Raw genomic sequence first — 20,167 nt, forward strand, 5'->3', positions numbered from 1 at the left:
TCTATTGGGTGATTGCGATAGTGTCGTGTTCTTCCCATTGCGACATGTCCGACAAAATAAAGCGTTGAGAAACAGAAGCACCAGAAACAATCTGAATGCTATCTTTAGTTTCAATGCCAAATTTAAGTGTTGTTGCGTGGGCTAAATTACTATCGTCATCAACGCGATAAAGGCTATTGGTACTGTTATTGGCTACATTGAGAGGCTTTTGAATGTAGAGCGCATTCTCTAGGGTTTGTGTGTAAATAGTGCCTGCAATATTGAGTTCTGGTCGCGCGTTGTCAGTCAGTTCACTGGTAAGTGTAACTTCAACTTGAATGGTACCGTTGTTTATCAAGGGTTCTACCCGAGCCACTTGGCCACTCATCGCACCATTTCGAGTGTCTATTTCTACCTGCTGGCCAACTTCCACGTATTGCATACTTGATTGTGGGATATCCAATATCGCATAGAGGGAATCCATACTCCCAACTAAGGCGAGTTGTTGCCCAGATATCACACTTTGGCCTAATTCTATTGATAGGGACTGCAAAACACCGGCAATACCTGCACGCACTACAAGTCGTGACTCGGTCTCTTTCACCAAATCAAGGGCTTCTTGCTGTGCATCAATGGAAGATTGAGCAATAACTAGATTAGCAGCATGCAGCTCTGACAATTGTGCGATACGTTCTACCTCAAATGCTAGCTGTCGAGTCAGCTGTCTATGCGCCAGCAAACTGCGTTTGAATTCGAGTTGAGATACCACCCCCTGTTCTGCGAGTTGTTCTTGAGCACTTACCTCTAGTTCGGCACTTTCTTGGTTTGAGCGCATAACCTCAAGCGCTGACTGCTGCTCTAAGAGTTCGCGCTGCTGATTAATTTGTAGTTGAAGCAGTTGATTTTGAGCTTGTATCAGTGCTCGCTCTGCGGCTTTAACAGATTGGGTAATTGCAGGATCAACCAGCACCGCTATGACACTATCCGGCGTTACCAGTGCACCGGGCTTTAGCACGATTTCTTCAACAGTTGCTGCACTATAAGCCGTCAAAAGGCGAGTATCTTGTGATTTAAGGCGACCAAAACCACCTACTGATTGTTGTAGTTCACCTTGCTTAACCTCCCCTAACCAAATCTCTGAGGAAGACACTTGAACAGTGTTGTCGCGAGTGAAGACAAAACCACAGAGCGCCAATACAGCCGAAACACCAACAATCAACTGCCAGCTTTTGAACCTGTGGTTAGAACGCTTCTCAATTTTAATATCCATTTCAACATCTCGTCGTTGTATCTAATGAATAGATAACAAACGCCATGCCAAAACATTACCCATTGAAAAGTATGACTTTTTACAGATCCAGAAATGTTTTTTTGAGATGTTTTTTCGATTACACAACAGCGTTTTACGATTTCGAAACGCCACTAAAAAGCGAAATATCGGTCAAATAGTTAGAGAGGGAGCGATGGGCTTTTTATAGCCATCTGAGGCATAGATGCCGAAGCTGAGCCCCATGGATGGTATTGGCGTGCAATAAAAAGTCCATCGCTCCCTCTCAAATGTTTTACACCACGTATTTAGTTGCGCTAATTAGCGCCACATCTTAAGCGCACGCCGTTAAAGCGCGCCTTTGAATAGCGCCAGCATTCTAGACCATGCCTTTTCCGCTTGCTCTTCGTTATACACCGCCGAATCTGGTGGACACCAACCGTGTAATGTGCCTTTGTACACTTCAATTTCAGCTGGTACACCAGCAGCTTCATAGGCGGCTGTTAAATCGTGCTTTACGGTGGGATAACGTTCATCGTCATTTTCTGCAATGGCGTGTAACACATGTGCAGGTGAGGTAGGGATCAAAAGGTGGGGACTGTCTTCCTTGTCGGTTACCATACCGCCACCGTGAAATGATGCTGCTGCACCTACTCTTTCCGGTACAGCGCCTGCGGTGCGAACAATTAATGGGCCGCCCATACAATAACCTGCCGTACCGATTTTACGCGAAGTATCAACGCCGTCTTGCTTGTCTATAAAATCAATGTAGTCTCTCGCGTCAGACATACTCGCTTGGTGCGTTAGCTTTCTCGCCATAGGTATCAGCCTACCTCTTACCTCTGGATCACTGAACTGCTCACCTGGTGCAACCACAGGAGATTTAGCGTCGCGATAGAAAGGATTAACGACAAGCACGGCATAACCCTCAGCAGCGAGTCTGGTCGCCATTGCTTTAAACGCAGGTCGAAGCCCACGAATATCAGGCCAAAGCAAAATACCCGGATGCTCACCCTCCGCTGGTCTTACAAAAAAGGAGTCTGACATGCCATCAGCCATGGGTACGTTAACCTCTGACTCAATCAAATTACCCTCGAATAAGGCACTGGCATTGGCTAAACCTCCGTAGCAGAGCGACACGATAGCAGCGATACTGAGCTTGCTAAAGTCGCGACGATTGAGTGTACCGCCACCTTGGTTAAATTTTTGATTGTCATCTTCAGTGAACGTATCACACATGAGCTTCTCCGTTTTTTAATTTTTGACTAATGGCATAGGGACACTTTGCTTAAAACTTAGTCTATTACACTGTACGCTAGTAGGTGGGATCATTTGCGTTTAATAACACATCAATAAGCTAGAATACCTGATTAAATTTAAACACTTAAAACCCATTGAAACTTTGCTCTAAACTATAGGTCACTAATTAAAAGCGACTGTGAATTCATTCAACTACACTTGGTTAGTGCTCAACATCAATCAGTAAAAGGAGTTTTGCTCGTGAATATATTAATGCGGCTTTGTTGTATGACGGTGTTGGTTAGCACGATTTTTGGTTGCTCTCCTGTTGCTCCCGAACAATCGCCAACCGATACGTCAGTGTTGTTAGAAACGCCAAGTTACCACTCGCCATCGAGCAATTCTCAGAGCTTAGACCAGCTCGCGATAGATTACGCCGACACGCCGTTTTCTGTGATGTATTTCAGCGAACAAACCTACGACAGAGGACCTGCCCTCGCAATCGCATTTTCTGTTCCCATTGACCCTACTACTCCTTTTCATCAATTTATTCAGCTTTACGACAAAGATAATCAACCAGTGAGCGGTAGTTGGATTTTGGGTGACCAACTTAACATTGCGTACTTTCCGTTTATTGACGCAGATACCAGCTACACGGTGGAGGTGTCCAAGGGATTAATGGCAGTGACAGGACGTCAGTTAGGCAATGATTTCTCAGACACGGTGACTACCGACAGCAGCACGCAAAGCGTGCGCTTTAAAAGTCGCGGTGCACAGCTTTCTCCTCAGCTTTCTGACGGTTTAACGGTTGAAGCCATTAACGTGAGTGAGGTCGACATCGACTTTCATTACGTTGATGAAAGCAACTTAGAAGCCTTTCTCAACAGCTACATTGGGAACAGCTATTACGAACTGCAAAACATCAGTCGTTTTTCCGAATTGGTATTCTCTGGCAGATACTCGCTACACCGCGCCGATAACCGTCGCCGAGATTCACTCATCAATATTAAGCATATCGAGCCACTACAAAAGCCCGGCGTGTACATTGCGGTGATGAAGAAAGCTGGCGACTACCCATACGACTATCAAGTCACCTGGTTCACCATTAGTGATATAGGCATGCAGGTACGCAAGACTGCCAACGGCTTATTGGCTTTTGTTAATGGAGTAGATACCGCTGCGCCTATTGAAGGCGTTGATATTCGACTCATTGATAACAATGGTAATACACTTGCCGAGCAAGGTTCCTCAGAAAATGGTATGGCTGAATTTTCTCGCGGGGCTCGCGATGCGGTCGCCGCCATTGCAAAGAAAGGCAACCACCTAAGCCTACTAAAGCTTAGAACGGCAGCCATGGATCTCACCGAATTCAATGTGAATGGTCGAAGCCACAAACCGCTAGAGATGTTTTTGTACAGTCCACGAGACCTGTATCGTCCCGGTGAGACTATCGTGATTAACGGCATTTTACGAGACTATGACGGGCGTAAAGTTGAAGCACAAACCACCAATGTGCGTATTTTAAGGCCTGACGGCAGAGTGCATTCAAGTTTTGCTTGGCAAGGCGATACCGACAGCTTTTATACTCATACCTTCTCGCTGCCTAGAAACACCTTAACTGGTGAATGGTCGTACGAAGTTACACTGGGTAATCGCGATATGTTCAGCTACTCGCTGAATATCGAAGACTTCTTACCAGAACGCATGAAACTAGCACTTTCTGCGAAAAATAGTGCCGTATTAGCGTCAGAAACCCCATCGCTTTCGATTCAAGGTGATTACCTGTACGGCGCACCAGCCGCTGGTAATCGTGCAGAAGTCGCCTTAAGTATTCGCCAAGCCAGAACGGTGTCATCTGAGTACAAAGACTTTGTGTTCGGCGTGGCGGGCTATACCGATTATAATGACGATATCTCACTTCCCCCGATGACGCTGAACCAAGAGGGTCATCAACAACTGGCTGTCCCCAATACTTGGCAACAAGCCCAATATCCTCTGAGAGTCAGTGCGCGCACCAGCTTATTTGAATCCGGCGGCCGTCCGGTAACGCGCTCACGGGACTTTATTATTTGGCCCGATGCCCAGCTCATCGGTATCAAACCCATGTGGGAAGATAATATCGCATCGCCAGAATCTAACGTGTCGTTTGAGTTTATAAATATAGATAGGCAAAACATCCTCAAAGAAAAATCGAATGTGACAGTTACGCTGATTCGAGAAGACAACAACAGTTATTGGCAATGGAACAATGGTTGGTCATATCAAGATGATATTGAGGAACATCCCGTACTTACCAAGGTCGTCACATTCAATGCAGAAAACCCGTTGCTACTGGATTTTGCCGTTGAATACGGTAACTATCGCATAGAAGTCAGTGACAAAGACCAGTCTTTGTTAGCGAGCTATCGCTTCTTTGCAGGGTGGCGTTGGGATCGCTCATCCGACGGCATAATGGGTCGACCCGACATGGTGACTCTTGAATGGGACAAAGCAGCCTATAGTGCTAATGACAATGCCGCGCTAACTTTATCCGCTCCCTACGATGGCACTGCCATAGTCACCTTAGAAGCCGATGGTTTGTTGTGGCACACTACTGCTGACGTGGTTAATAACACCGCCACCGTCAATATTCCCATTGAGGCTTCATGGCGTCGTCACGATATTTACGCCACCGCTAACGTTATTCGCGCTGGGGAAATACAAACCAAACACCTACCCAAGCGTGCTTTCGGCCTCATGCATCTACCGCTAGACAGAGAGCCGAGAAGACTAACCATTGAGCTAGACGCTCCGGAGCGAATGCTACCTGACACTGAACTTGTGACCAAAATTAAAGTGACAGGGGCTGATCAGCAACAGGTGAATATCACGCTAGCGGCAGTAGATACAGGTGTGTTGAGTATCAACAACACGCCTACCCCCAAACCCTTCGACTGGTTTTTTGCTAAGCGTCGATATACCACAGAAATTAGAGACACATGGGGTCTACTCATTGAACAACTGAGTTCGAACAATGCACGTATGCGTTTTGGGGGCGATAGCGACGCGGAACTCACCCGTGGCGGTGATATGTCCGTTAGCGACGTGCAAGTGGTGAGTTTATTCTCTGGTAAAGTATCACTCAATGACAATGGCGAAGGAGAAATCACGCTTCCCGTTCCCTATTTCAACGGCGAACTTCAACTACGAGCACTCGCCTTTAGCGACGATGCCTACGGCCACCACAGCGAGGCTGTAAAAGTCGCCGCTCCTATTGTGTCTTCCGTTAGCATGCCACGTTTTCTAGGTTACGGTGACCAATCCACCAGTACCGTTGAGCTTCGCAACATGACCGAAGAAGACATGGAACTGAAAGTAATGTTAACCGCAGACCCACAACTCGGTGGCAAACAAATAGATCAGTCTATTACTCTAGAGGCAGGACAGAAAACGGTAGTGCAACTGCCTATTTCTGGCGGCATCCCCTTCGGCCAAGGTACTGTAACACTCGATGTTATTTCTGAGTCAAACCCAGAACAAGCATCGTTAAGCCGTTCATGGACACTGGGCATGCGCTCACCTTATGCAGCCCAATGGCGGACTTTTGATGCGCTTATCGATGAGAACACATCATGGGAACTTCCCGTGGATTTTAATGCGGGTTTAGCAACAAGTGCACAGCATTTGTTAGTTAATGTATCTTCGAATTTACCCATTAATACCGCTGATCATTTGAGTAATTTGTTGCAGTACCCCTATGGCTGCTTAGAGCAAACCACCAGCCGTGCATGGCCGCTCATCACTTCAGATATTAGCGCCCTCAAACCTTACATTGACGACGCCAACCAAGCCATCATCGATAACAAGCAAGAAGCGGTAAACACAGCCATCGCTCGCATAACCTCTATGCAGCGAAGCGATGGTAGCTTTGGTTTGTGGGGCAGCGGAAGTAACGAAAATCACTGGCTTACCGTATTTGCCACCGATTTCTTACTTCGAGCCGATGATTTGGGCTACCGAGTCAATCAGTCTACTTTGGTTAATGCTATGGAAAGACTTAACCGCTATGTTCGCACCAACCGTCAGCTATGGACTGAGCGCAGCGTATACAGCGATTGGCCCGAGCATTATCATTTGTCTTATCGCGCCTATGCCGCCTATGTATTAGCCACCAAACAGCAAGTCAGATTGAGTGATCTTCGTCAGTTATTCGACAAACAATGGAATGCTGCTAAAAGCCCTTTGCCTTTGGCCTATTTAGCTATGGCACTGGAACTTGCTGGCGACACGCAACGCGCTAAAAGTGGGTGGGGCAAAGCCTTGAATTTTGGCGAACGAGAACGAGGTTACGCTGGTGATTATGGCTCAGAAATCAGAGATCTCGCCATGACAGTTTCCCTAGCAACACAAAGTAAGCTAGCAGATTTACCTAGCGCTCTGATAGTAAGACTTCAAGACGAACTACGTTCAAGACGCTGGCTGTCAACTCAGGAACGTTTTGCTTTGTTTACCTTGTCGAATGCGTTTGCCTCCAAACCAGGTGAGACTTGGTCAATCGAAGTTACCCAAGGTTCGGCCAACGCCAACAGCACGACTAGTCACACCGCGCATTCACAATGGAGAAAGCTGTTGTCTGGTAATGATATTCCCGACAACCTTGAAGTGACTACTGACAATACCTCAGCCTTGTTTATCAATGCTACGGTACAGGGGTATCCCGAAGAAATGCCAGCCCCCGTTAGCGAGGGTATTCGCATTCATCGTAGCTACTTCACTGAGCACGGCGGCAAAGCCAACCTGCAAGAAGTCACTTCTGGCGATTTAATCCTCGTTAAGCTAGATGTAAGAAGCACGTCCGAACGATGGATACCTGAGGCCATGATTGTAGAAATGCTGCCTGCTGGCTTTGAGCTAGAAAACCAAAACCTAGAGTCTGCGGTTAAGATGGCAGATATGCGAGTTGACGGCTATACCATTGACCAATGGATGGGAAATACTGATATCCAGTACGACGAATATCGCGACGACAGATACGTGGTAGCACTACCACTAGAACGTGACATGACAACACTATTTTACTTGGTTCGCGCGGTAACACCCGGGCGTTATGTTATGCCACCTTCACAGGCTGAGGATATGTATCGCCCTTATATCCGTGCTATTGGTGAGTCTTCAGGCCCACTAGTTATCTCTAGCAAATAACAACGCGTAAACAGCATATGGGTTCTCGTGGAACAGTATTAGTAAGCACACTGCGGGCAAAAGGTTTGAGGAGACTTTGCGTGCTCCTCATGCTCCCTTGCGCACTGTTGTTGTGCTTTGTGGTCGCTGATTATTGCTTTCCGCTAAAGCAAACTCACAATACTCAAGACTTTGCCCAAGTGGTTACAGATGCAACAGGCCGACCGCTGCGTATGTTTGCCGACAACAATGGTGTGTGGCGGTACTCTGTAACACTCGATCAAGTGTCTGATGATTACATCACCGCATTGCTTCATTATGAAGACCAGTGGTTTTATCAACATCCGGGGATTAACCCCATTTCGTTGATCCGCGCAAGTTGGCAGTGGTTGTTAACAGGCGAGCCTGTTTCTGGTGGCTCAACCATTACCATGCAAGTGGCGCGCTTGCTCCACCCTCACGACAAGTCGATCTCTGGCAAGCTATATCAAATGTTCAGAGCGCTTCAGTTGGAGTGGCATTACGACAAAGCTGATATTCTTACGCTGTACGTAAACTACGCTCCCTTTGGAGGTACGTTAGAAGGCGTACAAGCGGCGAGCTATCGGTACCTGGACAAACCCGCCGAGCAACTTTCAAAAGCGGAAGCAGCGTTACTAGCCGTGCTACCCCAAGCCCCTTCACGCTTGCGGCCTGACCGCTACCCAGAACGCGCAAAACAAGCCCGAAACAAAGTGCTTCAGCGACTACTCACCCAGTCAGTATGGTCACATGATGAGATTATTAACGCCATTCAAGAGCCCATATACGCGCGTTATCACAAGCAAGCGACACTCGCGCCACTCTTGTCTCGGCGACTACGCCAACAATATCCCCAGCAGTCGGTTATTTCATCAACTATTGAAATGGAGCTGCAAGCGGCATTAAGCAACAAAGTAGCTGACTATATTCGAACTCTACCCGAACACACTTCTGGTGCCGTACTGGTGGTGGACAACAATACCATGGAGGTCAAAGCCTACTTAGGTAGTGCTAACTTTGGCGATGACGACAGATTCGGTCACGTAGACATGGTAACCGCCCTGCGCTCACCTGGCTCAACATTGAAACCTCTGTTATTTGCCATGGCGCTGGACGAAGGCATTATTCATGAACAGTCTATGTTGCTGGATACGCCGTTGTCGTTTGGTGACTATCGGCCGCAAAACTTCTCCAGTCATTTTAGTGGCCTTGTCACTGCTCGTCTGGCACTTCAACGGTCGTTGAACGTTCCAGCGGTGCAGGTGCTTGATGCCCTTGAACCACAGTTATTTTACTCACGGCTGGCAAATGCTGCTATCCCTTTGCAACTCCCCCAAGGCGCTAAACCTAACTTATCAATGATACTCGGTGGCGTGGGTATTAGCTTGGAAGACTTGGTGAAAGCCTATGCTGCCCTTGGCTCTGACGGCCTCACCAAACCATTGCGATATAGAAGCGGCGTCACCAATGAAGCAATCTCGCGCCGGTTAGTATCCGATGCAGCATCATGGATAACGGTGAATGCACTAAACGAATCAGGGTTAGAGAACGCAACCGACCAAATTGCATACACCAACAAGCGGCGGATGGCCTATAAAACCGGCACCTCATATGGGTTCAGAGACGCTTGGACTATCGCCACCAGCGAACAATACACCATAGGCATTTGGATCGGGCGACCCGACGGTACGGCGATGCCAGACAACTATGGTCGTAATACGGCAGTGCCACTGTTAAAGCAAATTCTGCCTTTATTCCCCCAACATGCAACGTTAATTGCAGAGAAGCCAGCTAACGTAAAACGGCAATCCATATGCTGGCCTTTGGGTACAGCTACAGCAATACAGCCTTCTGATGTTTGCCTCAAAAAAATGCACGCTTGGCTGATTGATGAGACAGCCCCAGCGAGCCTCATTGAACCCAATAGTAGCAATACCTCGAGCTACGAAGTTACTGTCATGACTAACATAGAGGGTAAGCGAGTACTTCCCAACTGTACTTCTTCAAACGACTATAACACTGCTACCACTACTTTGGCTGTGTGGCCGGTAACCGCGGAGCCTTATCTTCCTGTGACTCAACGAAGATATAAACGTATACCGCCATTGGCACAGGACTGTCTCTCGGCTAACAGCTCGCATCACCTGCAAATAGCCGGAGTTATTGAAGACGCATTAATTGTTAAATCGCCCCTGGCGACAATTTCTCCATCACTGTCATTAAATGCCAATGGTAGTGAAGGCGATATCCACTGGTATCTCAATGGGCGATATCAAGGTAAAACCTTGGGTACACAAAAAATACAAATTCCATTGTCACAAAGTGGCGAAAATCAGGTCAATATTATTGATGGTACGGGGCAAATTGCCGCGGTAGGTTTTATGTACGAGGCAGAGTGAACAGATAGAAAGGAATGGTATTAATGCAGGCAATTGAACAATGGTGCTATCAAGCCTACCTGAAATTACAACGGAAGGTAAACCGTGTTTCTATCAAGACGCTTTCAGTGCAGGAAGGCTCAATAAGCTATTTAGAGGGTGGCCAAGGTGAGAGTGTTGTTCTGCTACATGGATTTGGTGCAGACAAGGACAATTGGGCGCCGCTGTGTGGATATTTGTCGAAGCACTACAAGGTCATTGTGCCTGATATTCCTGGGTTTGGAGGCAGCTACATGCCTGAGTCGGGCTTCTCAATATTGGAACAAGTGAAAAGAATAGAACGCTTTATTTCTGCCAAAGGTCTCACAGAATATCGTGTGATTGGCAACTCATATGGAGGCTATTTAGCGGCATTACTCGCAAGTAGAAACAGTGCCAATGTTACTCAGTTAACACTAATAAACCCGTTAGGGGTGGAAAAAACAGAGTACACTCAGGTTTTTCAGGACATACTTAAAGGCGAGTCGCCTCTATTGTTACCTAAAAACAAGAGTGACCTCAAAGCCTTAATCGCCAAGTGTTTTGTGAAGCCGCCGTTCATTCCCGGTTTTGCGTTATCATGCATGCTAAGAAGAGCTAAATCTCAATGCCAAGTGCATGAGCAGCTGTTCTACACCACGCACAAATTCAACGATGGCCACATTCAATTCGACTACCCACTTGAAGAGCTACTCGCACAAACACCTGTACAAACCCTGACCGTCTGGGGCGCAAAAGACGACATTCTGTCGGTCGTGGGACTAGCTACACTCAGAACACTGAATAACAGCCACCTGCAATTTGAATGTATGGAAAACAGCGGGCATTTATTGCATATGGAATCGCCAAAGGCACTGTTCACATTGCTAACCAAACAATAATGGTGTGTTACAAGTTAAACCGTTCACGCAGAAACTGAGCAACGCCATCTTCATGATGGTGGCCAATCACGGAACTGGCTAATTTCTTAATCTCTTCTTTAGCATTTTGTGGTGCATAACTTTCATGGGCTAATTTAAACATGCTGGCATCGTTGTAACTGTCGCCAAAGCATATAATGTTACTGCCACCTAACTGATCGCTAAGTGCTTGTACCGCACTGCCCTTGTTGGCTAATCGATGATGGATATCAATCCAGCTCAAGTGATCCCCTTCGATGGCATACCCCGAATAGGCGACTAGGCTGTCGTAACGGCTGACATAATCATCGACCTCACCAATGGTTTGCGTGTCACCAATCATACTGATGTTTGTTACGGCTTGATCTTCTGAAAGTAATGACAAAGGCCGCTGAATCAATTCACTTTTCGCAAAATATTTGTTGATAAGGTCCTTTTCCGCCTGATGCTTTGGCGGGCTGTGATAGACAAAATGTTCATGATTAGCACTATCAGAAGATACCGTATTCACAAAGGGCGTTATACCGATGGATTGTGCATAATCTACAATATAGGAAACTTCATTTTGATTAAGCAGATTTTCCAGCGTGAGACCGTTGTCTCTCGGGTCCCACACTGTTACTCCATTACTGTATATATGAGGTAAGTCAAAACTGTGATTGCCCAGTACCCGTTGAGCAGACAACATAGTTCTGCCTGTAGCTACCGTATGGGCAATATTCTTATCCCTCAACATATGCAAGGTATCAATAGTGTACGTGGACAGCTCAGAATTTTTATTGAGCAAAGTACCGTCTAAATCAAAAAATATAACGTCCATAATTAATCATCTGAGTGCGTGTAAATAAGTATACGAAGCGAATCGACGATCCGATTATAGGGATACCTACTTTCCGCGTCGTAGACAAAGTATGAGCATGGGTACTAAAGCGACTAGTAATCCTGCAGGAGCAGAGACGTAATTTATACCAATGGAGACATTATCAAACCCGTATGCTTCATTAGAGTACCCTTGGTTTGTGCTCGCAGAGATAGTTACGGTTAACGTATCACTCGTATGGCTGATACCTGAAAAAACATCTAAGTCATTAAAGTCATAGATATGAGTGCCCCAAGTACTACTAACATATGCTGACTGTGTAGCCGTAACGATACTCGAATTCGCAGTTACACCATATTCTTTGTAGTCGTGAACAAGTGGCTCTGAGAAACCGTTAGCATTACCAAAACCCAAGCCACCGGATATTACTTCAACGCCGTCTACCGTAACAGAAAAAACATCATCGTCGCGAGAGGGGTCAACAGATCCTATTCGGGCAATAATAAATCCCAAATTTATTGAACTGTGAGCTGCTAGATTTTGAAATACAAATGTCATACTACTTGTACCAGAAGCATCTGTTCTCAAATAACTTCCTGAGAACCCGCCGGTTTGATAAGCGGTGCTGGAATCCGTTGTTTCAACCAAGTTTGAAAAAGATGATGAAAAAACGTTGGAAACTAATGTACCGTCTGCATCAATGGCATTGATTAAACTGGCTTGGAGTGTGGTGGCAAAAATTGATAGGCAAAATGTTAAAACTATTCTGAACAACTTCACTTGGTGATCCTTTTATTTTTTACTTCAACCGGACACTCCAGCAAGTTACATACCATTGAAATTTAATATATTTTTCATATTGTTATAAAAACACCTTTTACATTTTGTTAAAAATACTGACAGTCTGCCGCTATAAAAATCACATCAAAAGAGATTAGTGACAAGTCATAGGGCTGATTTTGATATAAACATTTTCGTTATACATCGAACCTTTTTGTTCCCTACCTCGTCATTAGGGCAAAAGAGAGGGAAATAATGCAAAACGCGAAGCGCGCACTTCTGGTATTGGATGCGCAAACCGGTGATAAAAAAGCCTGGCACAGTTTGGTAAAACAGCACCACAGAGGGTTAGTTAGCTTTGCGGTGAAGCTTTGTCGAAACACAGATATGGCCCAAGACATAGTGCAAGATACTTGGCTGAGCGCTGCTAAATCATTGCGGAATTTGCGGGATCCGAGTTTGTTTAAGCCTTGGCTCTATCGCATTTTACGCTGGCGTGTCGTTGATGCACAACGTAAAGCAAGTCGCTACGAAACATCAGCGGATGATGTTGACGCCGCAGTAGCAGCGCCACAGAGCGTAGATCAAAGTCCATGTAATCTTTGGGACAGAGCGGAACTGAATGAGTTAGATAAACAATGCTTGCACTTGTTTTACCTCGACGAACTTAAAATCACCGAAATTGCCGTGGTGCTAAATATATCAGCCGGAACCATAAAATCTCGGCTACACAGGGCCAGAGGCCGACTAAAGACATTGTTGGAGAATGAAAATGAAGATAGATGAGCATATCAAGCGTGAGTTAGAAAATGAGCAAGCCCAGTTAGACGCCATGCTCAAACAGGAGCATGGTTTATTTGGCATGTTGGCCGACACTTTTAAAGGTAGCCTGCGAGGTTGGATGATACTGATTACAGCAATTACCATTGCACTAACCGTACTCATGTTTTACTCGGGTTATCAGTTTTTTACCGCGAGTTCATTGGACGACAGGGTGTTGTGGGGCATCAGTTTTGTGATTGTATTGTTTGCACAAGCTATGATGAAACTATGGACCTGGATGGAAATGAATCGAGTATCGCTACTCCGCTCAATTAAGCATTTGGAACTTGAGCTCAGTCAGTATCGCGACAAATAACAAGTGAAAAAGTGATGTGTTTATAGTGCGTTGTGAGAGCAAGGGAGAGGATCTAAGGCTTATTTCACAAGGGTTTCACATCACTTTTTTTACGCTATTTTCTTTTTTATCAATAACGAGAAAACTATGCGTATTCAACACTGGTTACCTTTGGCGTTGGCTATTCACGTTAGCGCCACATCTGCGTCAGACAAAACACTCACACAACAACTCGAAGAGAAAATTGAACAAGCCATTATAGCGGTTGAACAAACGCCAAGGCAGCAATGGGCATATACAGTGTCTCGTTTTGAAAACGAAGAGGGCGATATTAGTCAAAGTGTTGAACGATATGATCCTAATCACGAAAGTGAGAACATGTGGGAACTCGTCAGTATCAACAATAATGCCCCAACCAACGCACAGCAAAATGCGTTTAAGGCTGAGAAACTTGAGCATTCCAAAAATGGAGGAAATAGCCTGTTGATAGACTTACGTGAACTCATCAACCTAAACGAACTTGAGTTCATTGCGAGCAATGGAGAAATCACAGAGATAGGATTTCCAGTACAAATAGCAAAACTGGGTGATGATGCGAATGGAAAACTCCAAGGCACCTTACGCTACAACGAAGAACTAGGATTTATCGAGAAAATTATTGTGGTTAACAATGCCGATTTTTCACCGATATTTAGCGCAACCATCAGCGATTTAAAAATGACCTTCAGCTTCACAAAACGTCAGGGCGCAATATTGCCCCACCAAACAACACTGGATATGAAAGGTCGATTCGCTTTCTTCACCAAAATCGACGAAACCTCAACCGATACCTACTCTGGCTATCAGTATTATGGCGAACAGCACTAAGAAACTGACAATAAAAAGCCGCAGTCAAATACTGCGGCTAGGTTTAACAATCAACACTTACTAAGCGGTCAAATCTCTGATTCTGCTAGCAATAGAGAACAAATCGATGCCTTCAACAATGTCCCATTTCATCAATGCCATGATTCCATGCATTAGAATTAATATCCGTTGAAATACCTCTGGCTGCTCTTCTACCATGGCTATCGCTGCGTCAAAACCTTGCAGCTTATAAGTCATTAATAGGGCCACTGAATACTCTTCTGGAGTCAGTTTTCGCACCTTGGGCTCGTACCCTAGCTCAGCAACCACCATTTCTGCCATCTTCCATACCGACCACGGATTTTGCCCAGTAATGAGCTTGCCGTCTTGTACTACTTGCTCTAAGTACACCATACCAGGGTTGAACTGCGCGCCCTGTTCTCGCAATTTATCTTCTAATAGAAATGGAAAAATTTGTTTTGCATCTGGAATCAAAAATAATTCTTCTTCATTGGTAAATCCGCTGATCTGCTTGTTGGCGATCAGCGACTCTCCGTTGTCCAGTAACACATTGACCAAAGCAGCTGGACCATGACATACAGCACTCACTACTTTGCCACCTTGATACAGTGATTTAGTAATATGTTGAATATCCGGATTGTCTGGAAAATCAAACATGGTGCCTTTTCCGCCTACAAAATATACCGCTTCATAGTCATCAGGATTTATCTCCGAAAGCGGCATCGAGTTGTTAACCTTGCTTTGTATGTCGGCATCGTTCAAAAAGGCATAGTCAAAGCGTCCCATATCTTCACCGTCTATCACAACGGGTGGCTTTCCGCCTTTAGGGCTGGCGATATCAACTTCAAACCCGTTCGCCACAAATACCCAATAGGCTCTTGCCAACTCAGTGTGTTCATAACCCGTTTGTTTGTCGTCCCCCATTCGATCAACACTGGTAACCACAGCGAGAATCTTTCCGCGATAGCTAGGTACATCTTGTGTGACATAAGTAAGATCTTGAGTTTGTGTTTGTTTAAGCGTTTCGAAATGAGACTTATCAGGAAGCAACCCTTTAACCCAAGACTTTGCCCCGTATAGCGATGCCGACATGAGCCCCACTAAAATAACAACGCTAATTACCAGTTTTTTAATCACGCTAATCTCTCCTTCAAGTTGTTAATAACAAACTACTTCTCTTGGCGTGAAACGAATGTGAAATCAATCCAGAAAGGTGATATAGCATATTGTTCGAATCTAATTTATAGTGATTGAGTTGTCATGCGCAAAAATTGAAAAAGGAAGTCATGAGCACAGCTAAAAAGGGAGAGTTAGTCGTTGTTGGTACTGGGATCAGTGTTGCAGGCCAAATAACACTTGCCGCAAAAAGTCATATTGAGAACGCCGACATAGTATTCATGGGTATTATGAATAAGGTCGGCGAGCATATTGTTACAACGCTCAATCCCAACTGTGTATCTTTAGATGACTTGTACATGGAAGGTAAATCTCGCGCCCATACTTATGAGCAAATGGCTGACCGTATCGTTCAAGCTGTAGTTGAAGGTAACAAAGTGTGCGCTGCCTTTTATGGTCACGCCGGTGTATTCGTTACGCCCTCTCACGACGCCATTAGAAAAGTCCGCGCACTAGGCTTAAGTGCAACAATGCTACCAGGCATATCAGCAGAAGATTGCCTTATAGCTGACCTAGGCATCGACCCGTCGCAATATGGTTGCCAATCTTACGAGGCCACACAATTCCTGTTTCGCGATTACCGCATAGACCCATACATGACCCAAATCATATGGCAGATTGGATTAGCGGGTGAAGCTACACTTAAAGTGCTAAATTCTGAACACAATAAACCAGGGTTGGTTTTGCTTACTGAAATATTGCTAGAAAACTACCCTGAAGATCATGAACTCATTGTTTATGAGGCCGCAACGTTGCCCGTATGCGAGCCTAAGATTCAAAAGATTCGACTTAGTGAACTTGTAAATACTCCAACTACGTTGATTTCGACGCTAGTTGTTCCATCGTTAGGCTTGCCAAAATATCGCCAAGATAGGCTCGCCAAGCTAGGTTTAACAGAGCAAGAAGTAAGTAACTACCGAAACCCTAACTTAAGTGAAAAAGGAAATTAAGATGGCTAAATCAATTGAAGAATTTTTAGTAGAGTTAGATACCAACAGCGAGTTATTGGAAAAGTACAAGAAAGATCCTATTGGAACAGCAAAAAAATACGGCTTATCAGACGAAGACGTGAAACTCTTTGAAGACAAAAACTGGGACGAGTTAGAAAAGCGTTTTAGTGATGCCAAAAGAGCTGTTCGAGTTATTCACTACTAAGGAACGCTCAGTAGAAAAGTATGCGTTGTCTTTACCTTAAAGTAATCGCCATTTTAATGGTGACAGTGCTCAGTGTATTTGCCGTAGAGGCAGCACTGGACGACGCTACGTCTACCTACTCTCTTCCCCAGCTAAATACACTAACGGAACTTATTCAGACCAACGACTCTACACTGGAAGCTACGTTAGCTGAACTGGACACTTTCTTCGCATTAAACCCTGAACATAATGACCATGCCATCTATTTAACTATGAAGTCGTACAACTTCATATTGCGGCAAAACTATATCTCAGGATACGAAGTTCTACTTGAAGCCAGAGAATTAGCGAACAAGCATCACAACAAAAATGTACTCGCAGAATCCTACCGACTGGAGGGGTTAATTCTTGATCTATCAGGGGAGCACGCCAGTGCATTAGAAGCCTTGTATAACGCGCTAGATTTGTACATTAGTCTGGAAAGTGAACGTATTTTGAGCGTTTACTCGACACTAGGAAACGTCTACAGCTCCTTAAAAGACTACGAGCAATTGTTGGTTATTGGCAAACGCTATTTGGCTGCCGCGCAACGACTTAATAGCCCGAGAAATGAAGGTATCGCATACTACCTTCAGGGCTTTGCGCATACAGAGCTAGGGCGATATAAAGAAGCGCAAGTGAGCCTGCTACTTGCAAATGACCTGCTGAAAAAAGATGAATATCCATTTATTAGCATTGTTTATAGCACCATGACAGATTTGCACATCGCGCAAAACAATCTCAATGAAGCACTTAAAAAGCTTAATGAAGCTGCTGAAGCAGACCGCAAAGTGGGCTTCCTATACAACGAAAGCGGATACGTACTGCAACTCGCTGAAATATATAGACTAAAAGGTAATATTGAACTCGCCATTACTGAGCTTGAAAAATCGCTAAATACAGACGCAATGCAGAACGACAAAGTACATCTACTCGAAGCACTAGAACAATTAATCTCGCTGTTAGAAACTACAGAGAACTATCGTGCGGCTCTGGACTATTCGAAGCAATACCAACAGGCTTATGAACAAAGCTTCAATGAGCAGCAATCGAGATCTTTGGCACTTAACCGTGTGCGGTTAGCTATATCGGAAAAAGAAGAAACCATTAAATTGCTGGAAAAAGACAACCTGTTAAAAGAACAGCGTAACCTCATTCAGCAAAAGCAAAATACCTTTCAGCTATACTTCATCTGCGGTGTAATTCTATCCTTGATATTGGTCATTGGTTTGTGGCTACGAACTCGCCAACAACGAAAAGCGCTGAATGACATTACCCTCGACCTGAAAAAAGCCACCGAAGCAAAATCTGACTTTCTCGCTCGTATGAGTCATGAAATTCGCACACCGCTAAACGCCATTATTGGCCTTACTAAGTTGTCGCAGCGAGCCGCTGAAAATCAGGAGCAACAAACCAACCTGATTCAAATTGAAGGTGCATCACATACCTTACTTGGCCTAATTAATGACATATTAGATTTTTCAAAGATCGAGGCCGGAAAGCTCGATATTGAGTCCACACCATTTAATTTAGATGCACTGATAAACCAAACCGTAAGGCTTCATTTAGCTCGTGCCGACGAGCAGCAGGTTGAACTCATTCAGTACATCGCAAGGGATGTACCGCTCCACTTATTAGGTGACCCACTTCGTGTGCAGCAAATACTGAGTAATTTGGTCAGCAACGCAGTAAAGTTCACAGAAGACGGCTTGATATCGGTGAGTGTGCGCTGTGTGGAAAGCACTGACGATATAGAGCTTGAGTTTGAAGTTAAAGACACCGGTATTGGACTAAGCAGTAAAGAAAAAGCCAGATTATTCCAACCTTTTAACCAAGGCGACGAAACTATTTCTCGCCGGTATGGCGGTACCGGATTGGGCTTGGCAATCTGTCAGCAACTTGCTGGCCTAATGGGTGGTAAGATTTGGGTTGAGAGCCAAGTAGGTAAGGGTTCGAGCTTTTACTTCACCGTGAAGGTCAAGCGGGATCCAACTCAGCAAATCATGTCGCCATCAAAGCAGTTATCTGCGCTTAAGGTACTTATTGCCGATGACGTTAGTTTATCTAGACGTGCTATTTCCGAGGCGCTCTCTATCGCCAATATCAAAGCGGATACTGCAGCTGGCGGACAAGAGGCCATCATCAAACTGCGTCACGCTACTGCAACAAAGGCGCCCTACGATGTACTCATTTTAGACTGGAAAATGCCTGATATTGACGGCTTAGAAGTTGCTGCAATCATGAAACAGGGCTTTTCCATCAAAAAGCCAAAAGTCATCATGCTCTCGGCGTTCGACTCCCCTCAAATGAAGGAACAAGCCAAACAACTTGGCATTCATACCTTCGTTAAGAAACCTTTGGGAACCAGCGAACTCATCGATAAATTGCAAGAGCTTTGCCTCAACATCCCAAGCAAAAGTGTTCCGATAGACACAGTACAGATCCCCGATTTAACAGGCAAAAGACTGCTCTTTGTTGAAGACAATTCACTCAATCAGAAAGTAACCTTGGGCTTGCTCGCCGACACCAACGCTATGGTTACCCTAGCAAACAATGGTCAAGAAGCTTTGGATATTCTCAAAGACGACAACACCTTCGACATCGTATTAATGGATATTCAAATGCCAGTGATGGACGGGTTAACGGCAACAAGAATTATCAGAAACGAGTTAAAGCTAACGCTTCCAATTATTGCGATGACAGCACACGCCATGCAGCAGGATATAGACAAAAGCCATGCCGCTGGCATGAATGGACACATTAACAAGCCTATTGATCCGCAAAAATTCTTTGATGTTATGGCTAAAGCCATTGATGATCGCCCTTCTACACAGGTATCAAAACCACAGCCAAAACTTGTTGAAAGGGCTACGAACCTAAACACACTGACCTTCATCGACAAACCACAAGCGTTGAGAAAACTCAGGGGTGATGAAGCCCTATACACAGAACTCCTCAGCGATTTTATCGCCCTGCAAGGTGAACTAGACTCGCTAAGAGGCGCCATAGACGCCTGCGACTACCCTACTATCTCCAAAGTCGCCCACATGTATGTAACTGCACTAAAATACATTGGTGGATTTGCACTAGCAGAGCTTGCCACTGAAATTGAACTGGCCATTCAACACAATGAACCGTCAACTATTCAAGACTTCGGCGATCAGGTTGAGCTATTGCATCAAGGGCTAACTGAGATGAAGAAGAAAGTTGGTGATTTACTGTAGTGTGAAGTTAACGTCACATTAAACGCAA

Annotated in this window: 14 protein-coding genes; 9 read left to right on the forward strand and 5 right to left on the reverse strand. The window is 45.1% G+C overall.

The features are described from left to right. Position 1 precedes the first annotated feature (1 nt). Complete coding sequence (locus EYS00_RS04875; protein ID WP_130635430.1) at positions 2-1,249, reverse strand: efflux RND transporter periplasmic adaptor subunit; 1,248 nt, start codon at positions 1,247-1,249, stop codon at positions 2-4. 345 nt (positions 1,250-1,594) lie between these two features. Continuing rightward, positions 1,595-2,485 (reverse strand): dienelactone hydrolase family protein, encoded by an 891-nt coding sequence (locus EYS00_RS04880; RefSeq protein ID WP_130635431.1) that lies wholly within the window; start codon positions 2,483-2,485, stop codon positions 1,595-1,597. A gap of 261 nt (positions 2,486-2,746) precedes the next feature. Between EYS00_RS04880 and EYS00_RS04885 the strand changes: the two genes are divergently transcribed. The 3 genes from EYS00_RS04885 (at position 2,747) to EYS00_RS04895 (ending at position 10,964) form a co-directional block, all read left to right on the forward strand. Next, positions 2,747-7,666 (forward strand): alpha-2-macroglobulin, encoded by a 4,920-nt coding sequence (locus EYS00_RS04885; protein WP_130635432.1) that lies wholly within the window; start codon positions 2,747-2,749, stop codon positions 7,664-7,666. Positions 7,667-7,755: 89 nt separating this feature from the next. Further along, the gene (gene pbpC / locus EYS00_RS04890; RefSeq protein ID WP_242618663.1) at positions 7,756-10,065 is read left to right on the forward strand and encodes a penicillin-binding protein 1C; all 2,310 of its coding nucleotides are present in this window, start codon (positions 7,756-7,758) and stop codon (positions 10,063-10,065) included. Between the two features lie 23 nt (positions 10,066-10,088). After that, positions 10,089-10,964: an alpha/beta fold hydrolase gene (locus tag EYS00_RS04895; protein WP_165399312.1), complete on the forward strand. Its 876-nt coding sequence runs from the start codon at positions 10,089-10,091 to the stop codon at positions 10,962-10,964. A 7-nt stretch (positions 10,965-10,971) separates the two neighbouring features. On the opposite strand, the gene EYS00_RS04900 is transcribed toward EYS00_RS04895, so the two are convergent. Then, the gene (locus EYS00_RS04900; RefSeq protein ID WP_130635435.1) at positions 10,972-11,802 is read right to left on the reverse strand and encodes an HAD family hydrolase; all 831 of its coding nucleotides are present in this window, start codon (positions 11,800-11,802) and stop codon (positions 10,972-10,974) included. Between the two features lie 66 nt (positions 11,803-11,868). Next, the gene (locus tag EYS00_RS04905) at positions 11,869-12,582 is read right to left on the reverse strand and encodes a hypothetical protein (RefSeq protein ID WP_130635436.1); all 714 of its coding nucleotides are present in this window, start codon (positions 12,580-12,582) and stop codon (positions 11,869-11,871) included. A 255-nt stretch (positions 12,583-12,837) separates the two neighbouring features. On the opposite strand from EYS00_RS04905, the gene EYS00_RS04910 reads away from it, so the two are divergent. The 3 genes from EYS00_RS04910 to EYS00_RS04920 all read left to right on the forward strand — a co-directional run bounded on the left by EYS00_RS04910 (position 12,838) and on the right by EYS00_RS04920 (position 14,566). Next, on the forward strand, positions 12,838-13,368 hold the full coding sequence (locus tag EYS00_RS04910; RefSeq protein ID WP_130635437.1) for an RNA polymerase sigma factor: 531 nt from the start codon (positions 12,838-12,840) through the stop codon (positions 13,366-13,368). After that, entirely contained in the window at positions 13,355-13,720 is a 366-nt protein-coding gene (locus EYS00_RS04915; protein WP_130635438.1) for a DUF6768 family protein, read from the forward strand. The genes EYS00_RS04910 and EYS00_RS04915 overlap by 14 nt, the downstream gene beginning before the upstream one ends. Positions 13,721-13,846: 126 nt before the next feature. Beyond that, positions 13,847-14,566, forward strand: coding sequence for a hypothetical protein (locus EYS00_RS04920; RefSeq protein ID WP_130635439.1), 720 nt, complete (start codon positions 13,847-13,849; stop codon positions 14,564-14,566). Between the two features lie 60 nt (positions 14,567-14,626). On the opposite strand, the gene EYS00_RS04925 is transcribed toward EYS00_RS04920, so the two are convergent. Beyond that, complete coding sequence (locus tag EYS00_RS04925) at positions 14,627-15,703, reverse strand: type 1 glutamine amidotransferase domain-containing protein (protein WP_130635440.1); 1,077 nt, start codon at positions 15,701-15,703, stop codon at positions 14,627-14,629. 149 nt (positions 15,704-15,852) lie between these two features. On the opposite strand from EYS00_RS04925, the gene EYS00_RS04930 reads away from it, so the two are divergent. Genes EYS00_RS04930 through EYS00_RS04940 form a run of 3 tightly spaced genes read left to right on the forward strand, consistent with a single transcriptional unit; the run spans position 15,853 to position 20,139 of the window. Then, positions 15,853-16,692 (forward strand): SAM-dependent methyltransferase, encoded by an 840-nt coding sequence (locus EYS00_RS04930; protein WP_130635441.1) that lies wholly within the window; start codon positions 15,853-15,855, stop codon positions 16,690-16,692. A gap of 1 nt (position 16,693) precedes the next feature. After that, positions 16,694-16,897 carry a hypothetical protein gene (locus tag EYS00_RS04935; RefSeq protein WP_130635442.1) on the forward strand — a complete coding sequence of 68 codons (204 nt, stop codon included), beginning with the start codon at positions 16,694-16,696 and terminating at the stop codon, positions 16,895-16,897. A 20-nt stretch (positions 16,898-16,917) separates the two neighbouring features. Then, positions 16,918-20,139, forward strand: coding sequence for a response regulator (locus EYS00_RS04940; RefSeq protein WP_130635443.1), 3,222 nt, complete (start codon positions 16,918-16,920; stop codon positions 20,137-20,139). Positions 20,140-20,167 lie beyond the last annotated feature (28 nt).

This window comes from Alteromonas sp. KUL49 (assembly GCF_006538345.1).
Taxonomy (GTDB): domain Bacteria; phylum Pseudomonadota; class Gammaproteobacteria; order Enterobacterales; family Alteromonadaceae; genus Alteromonas.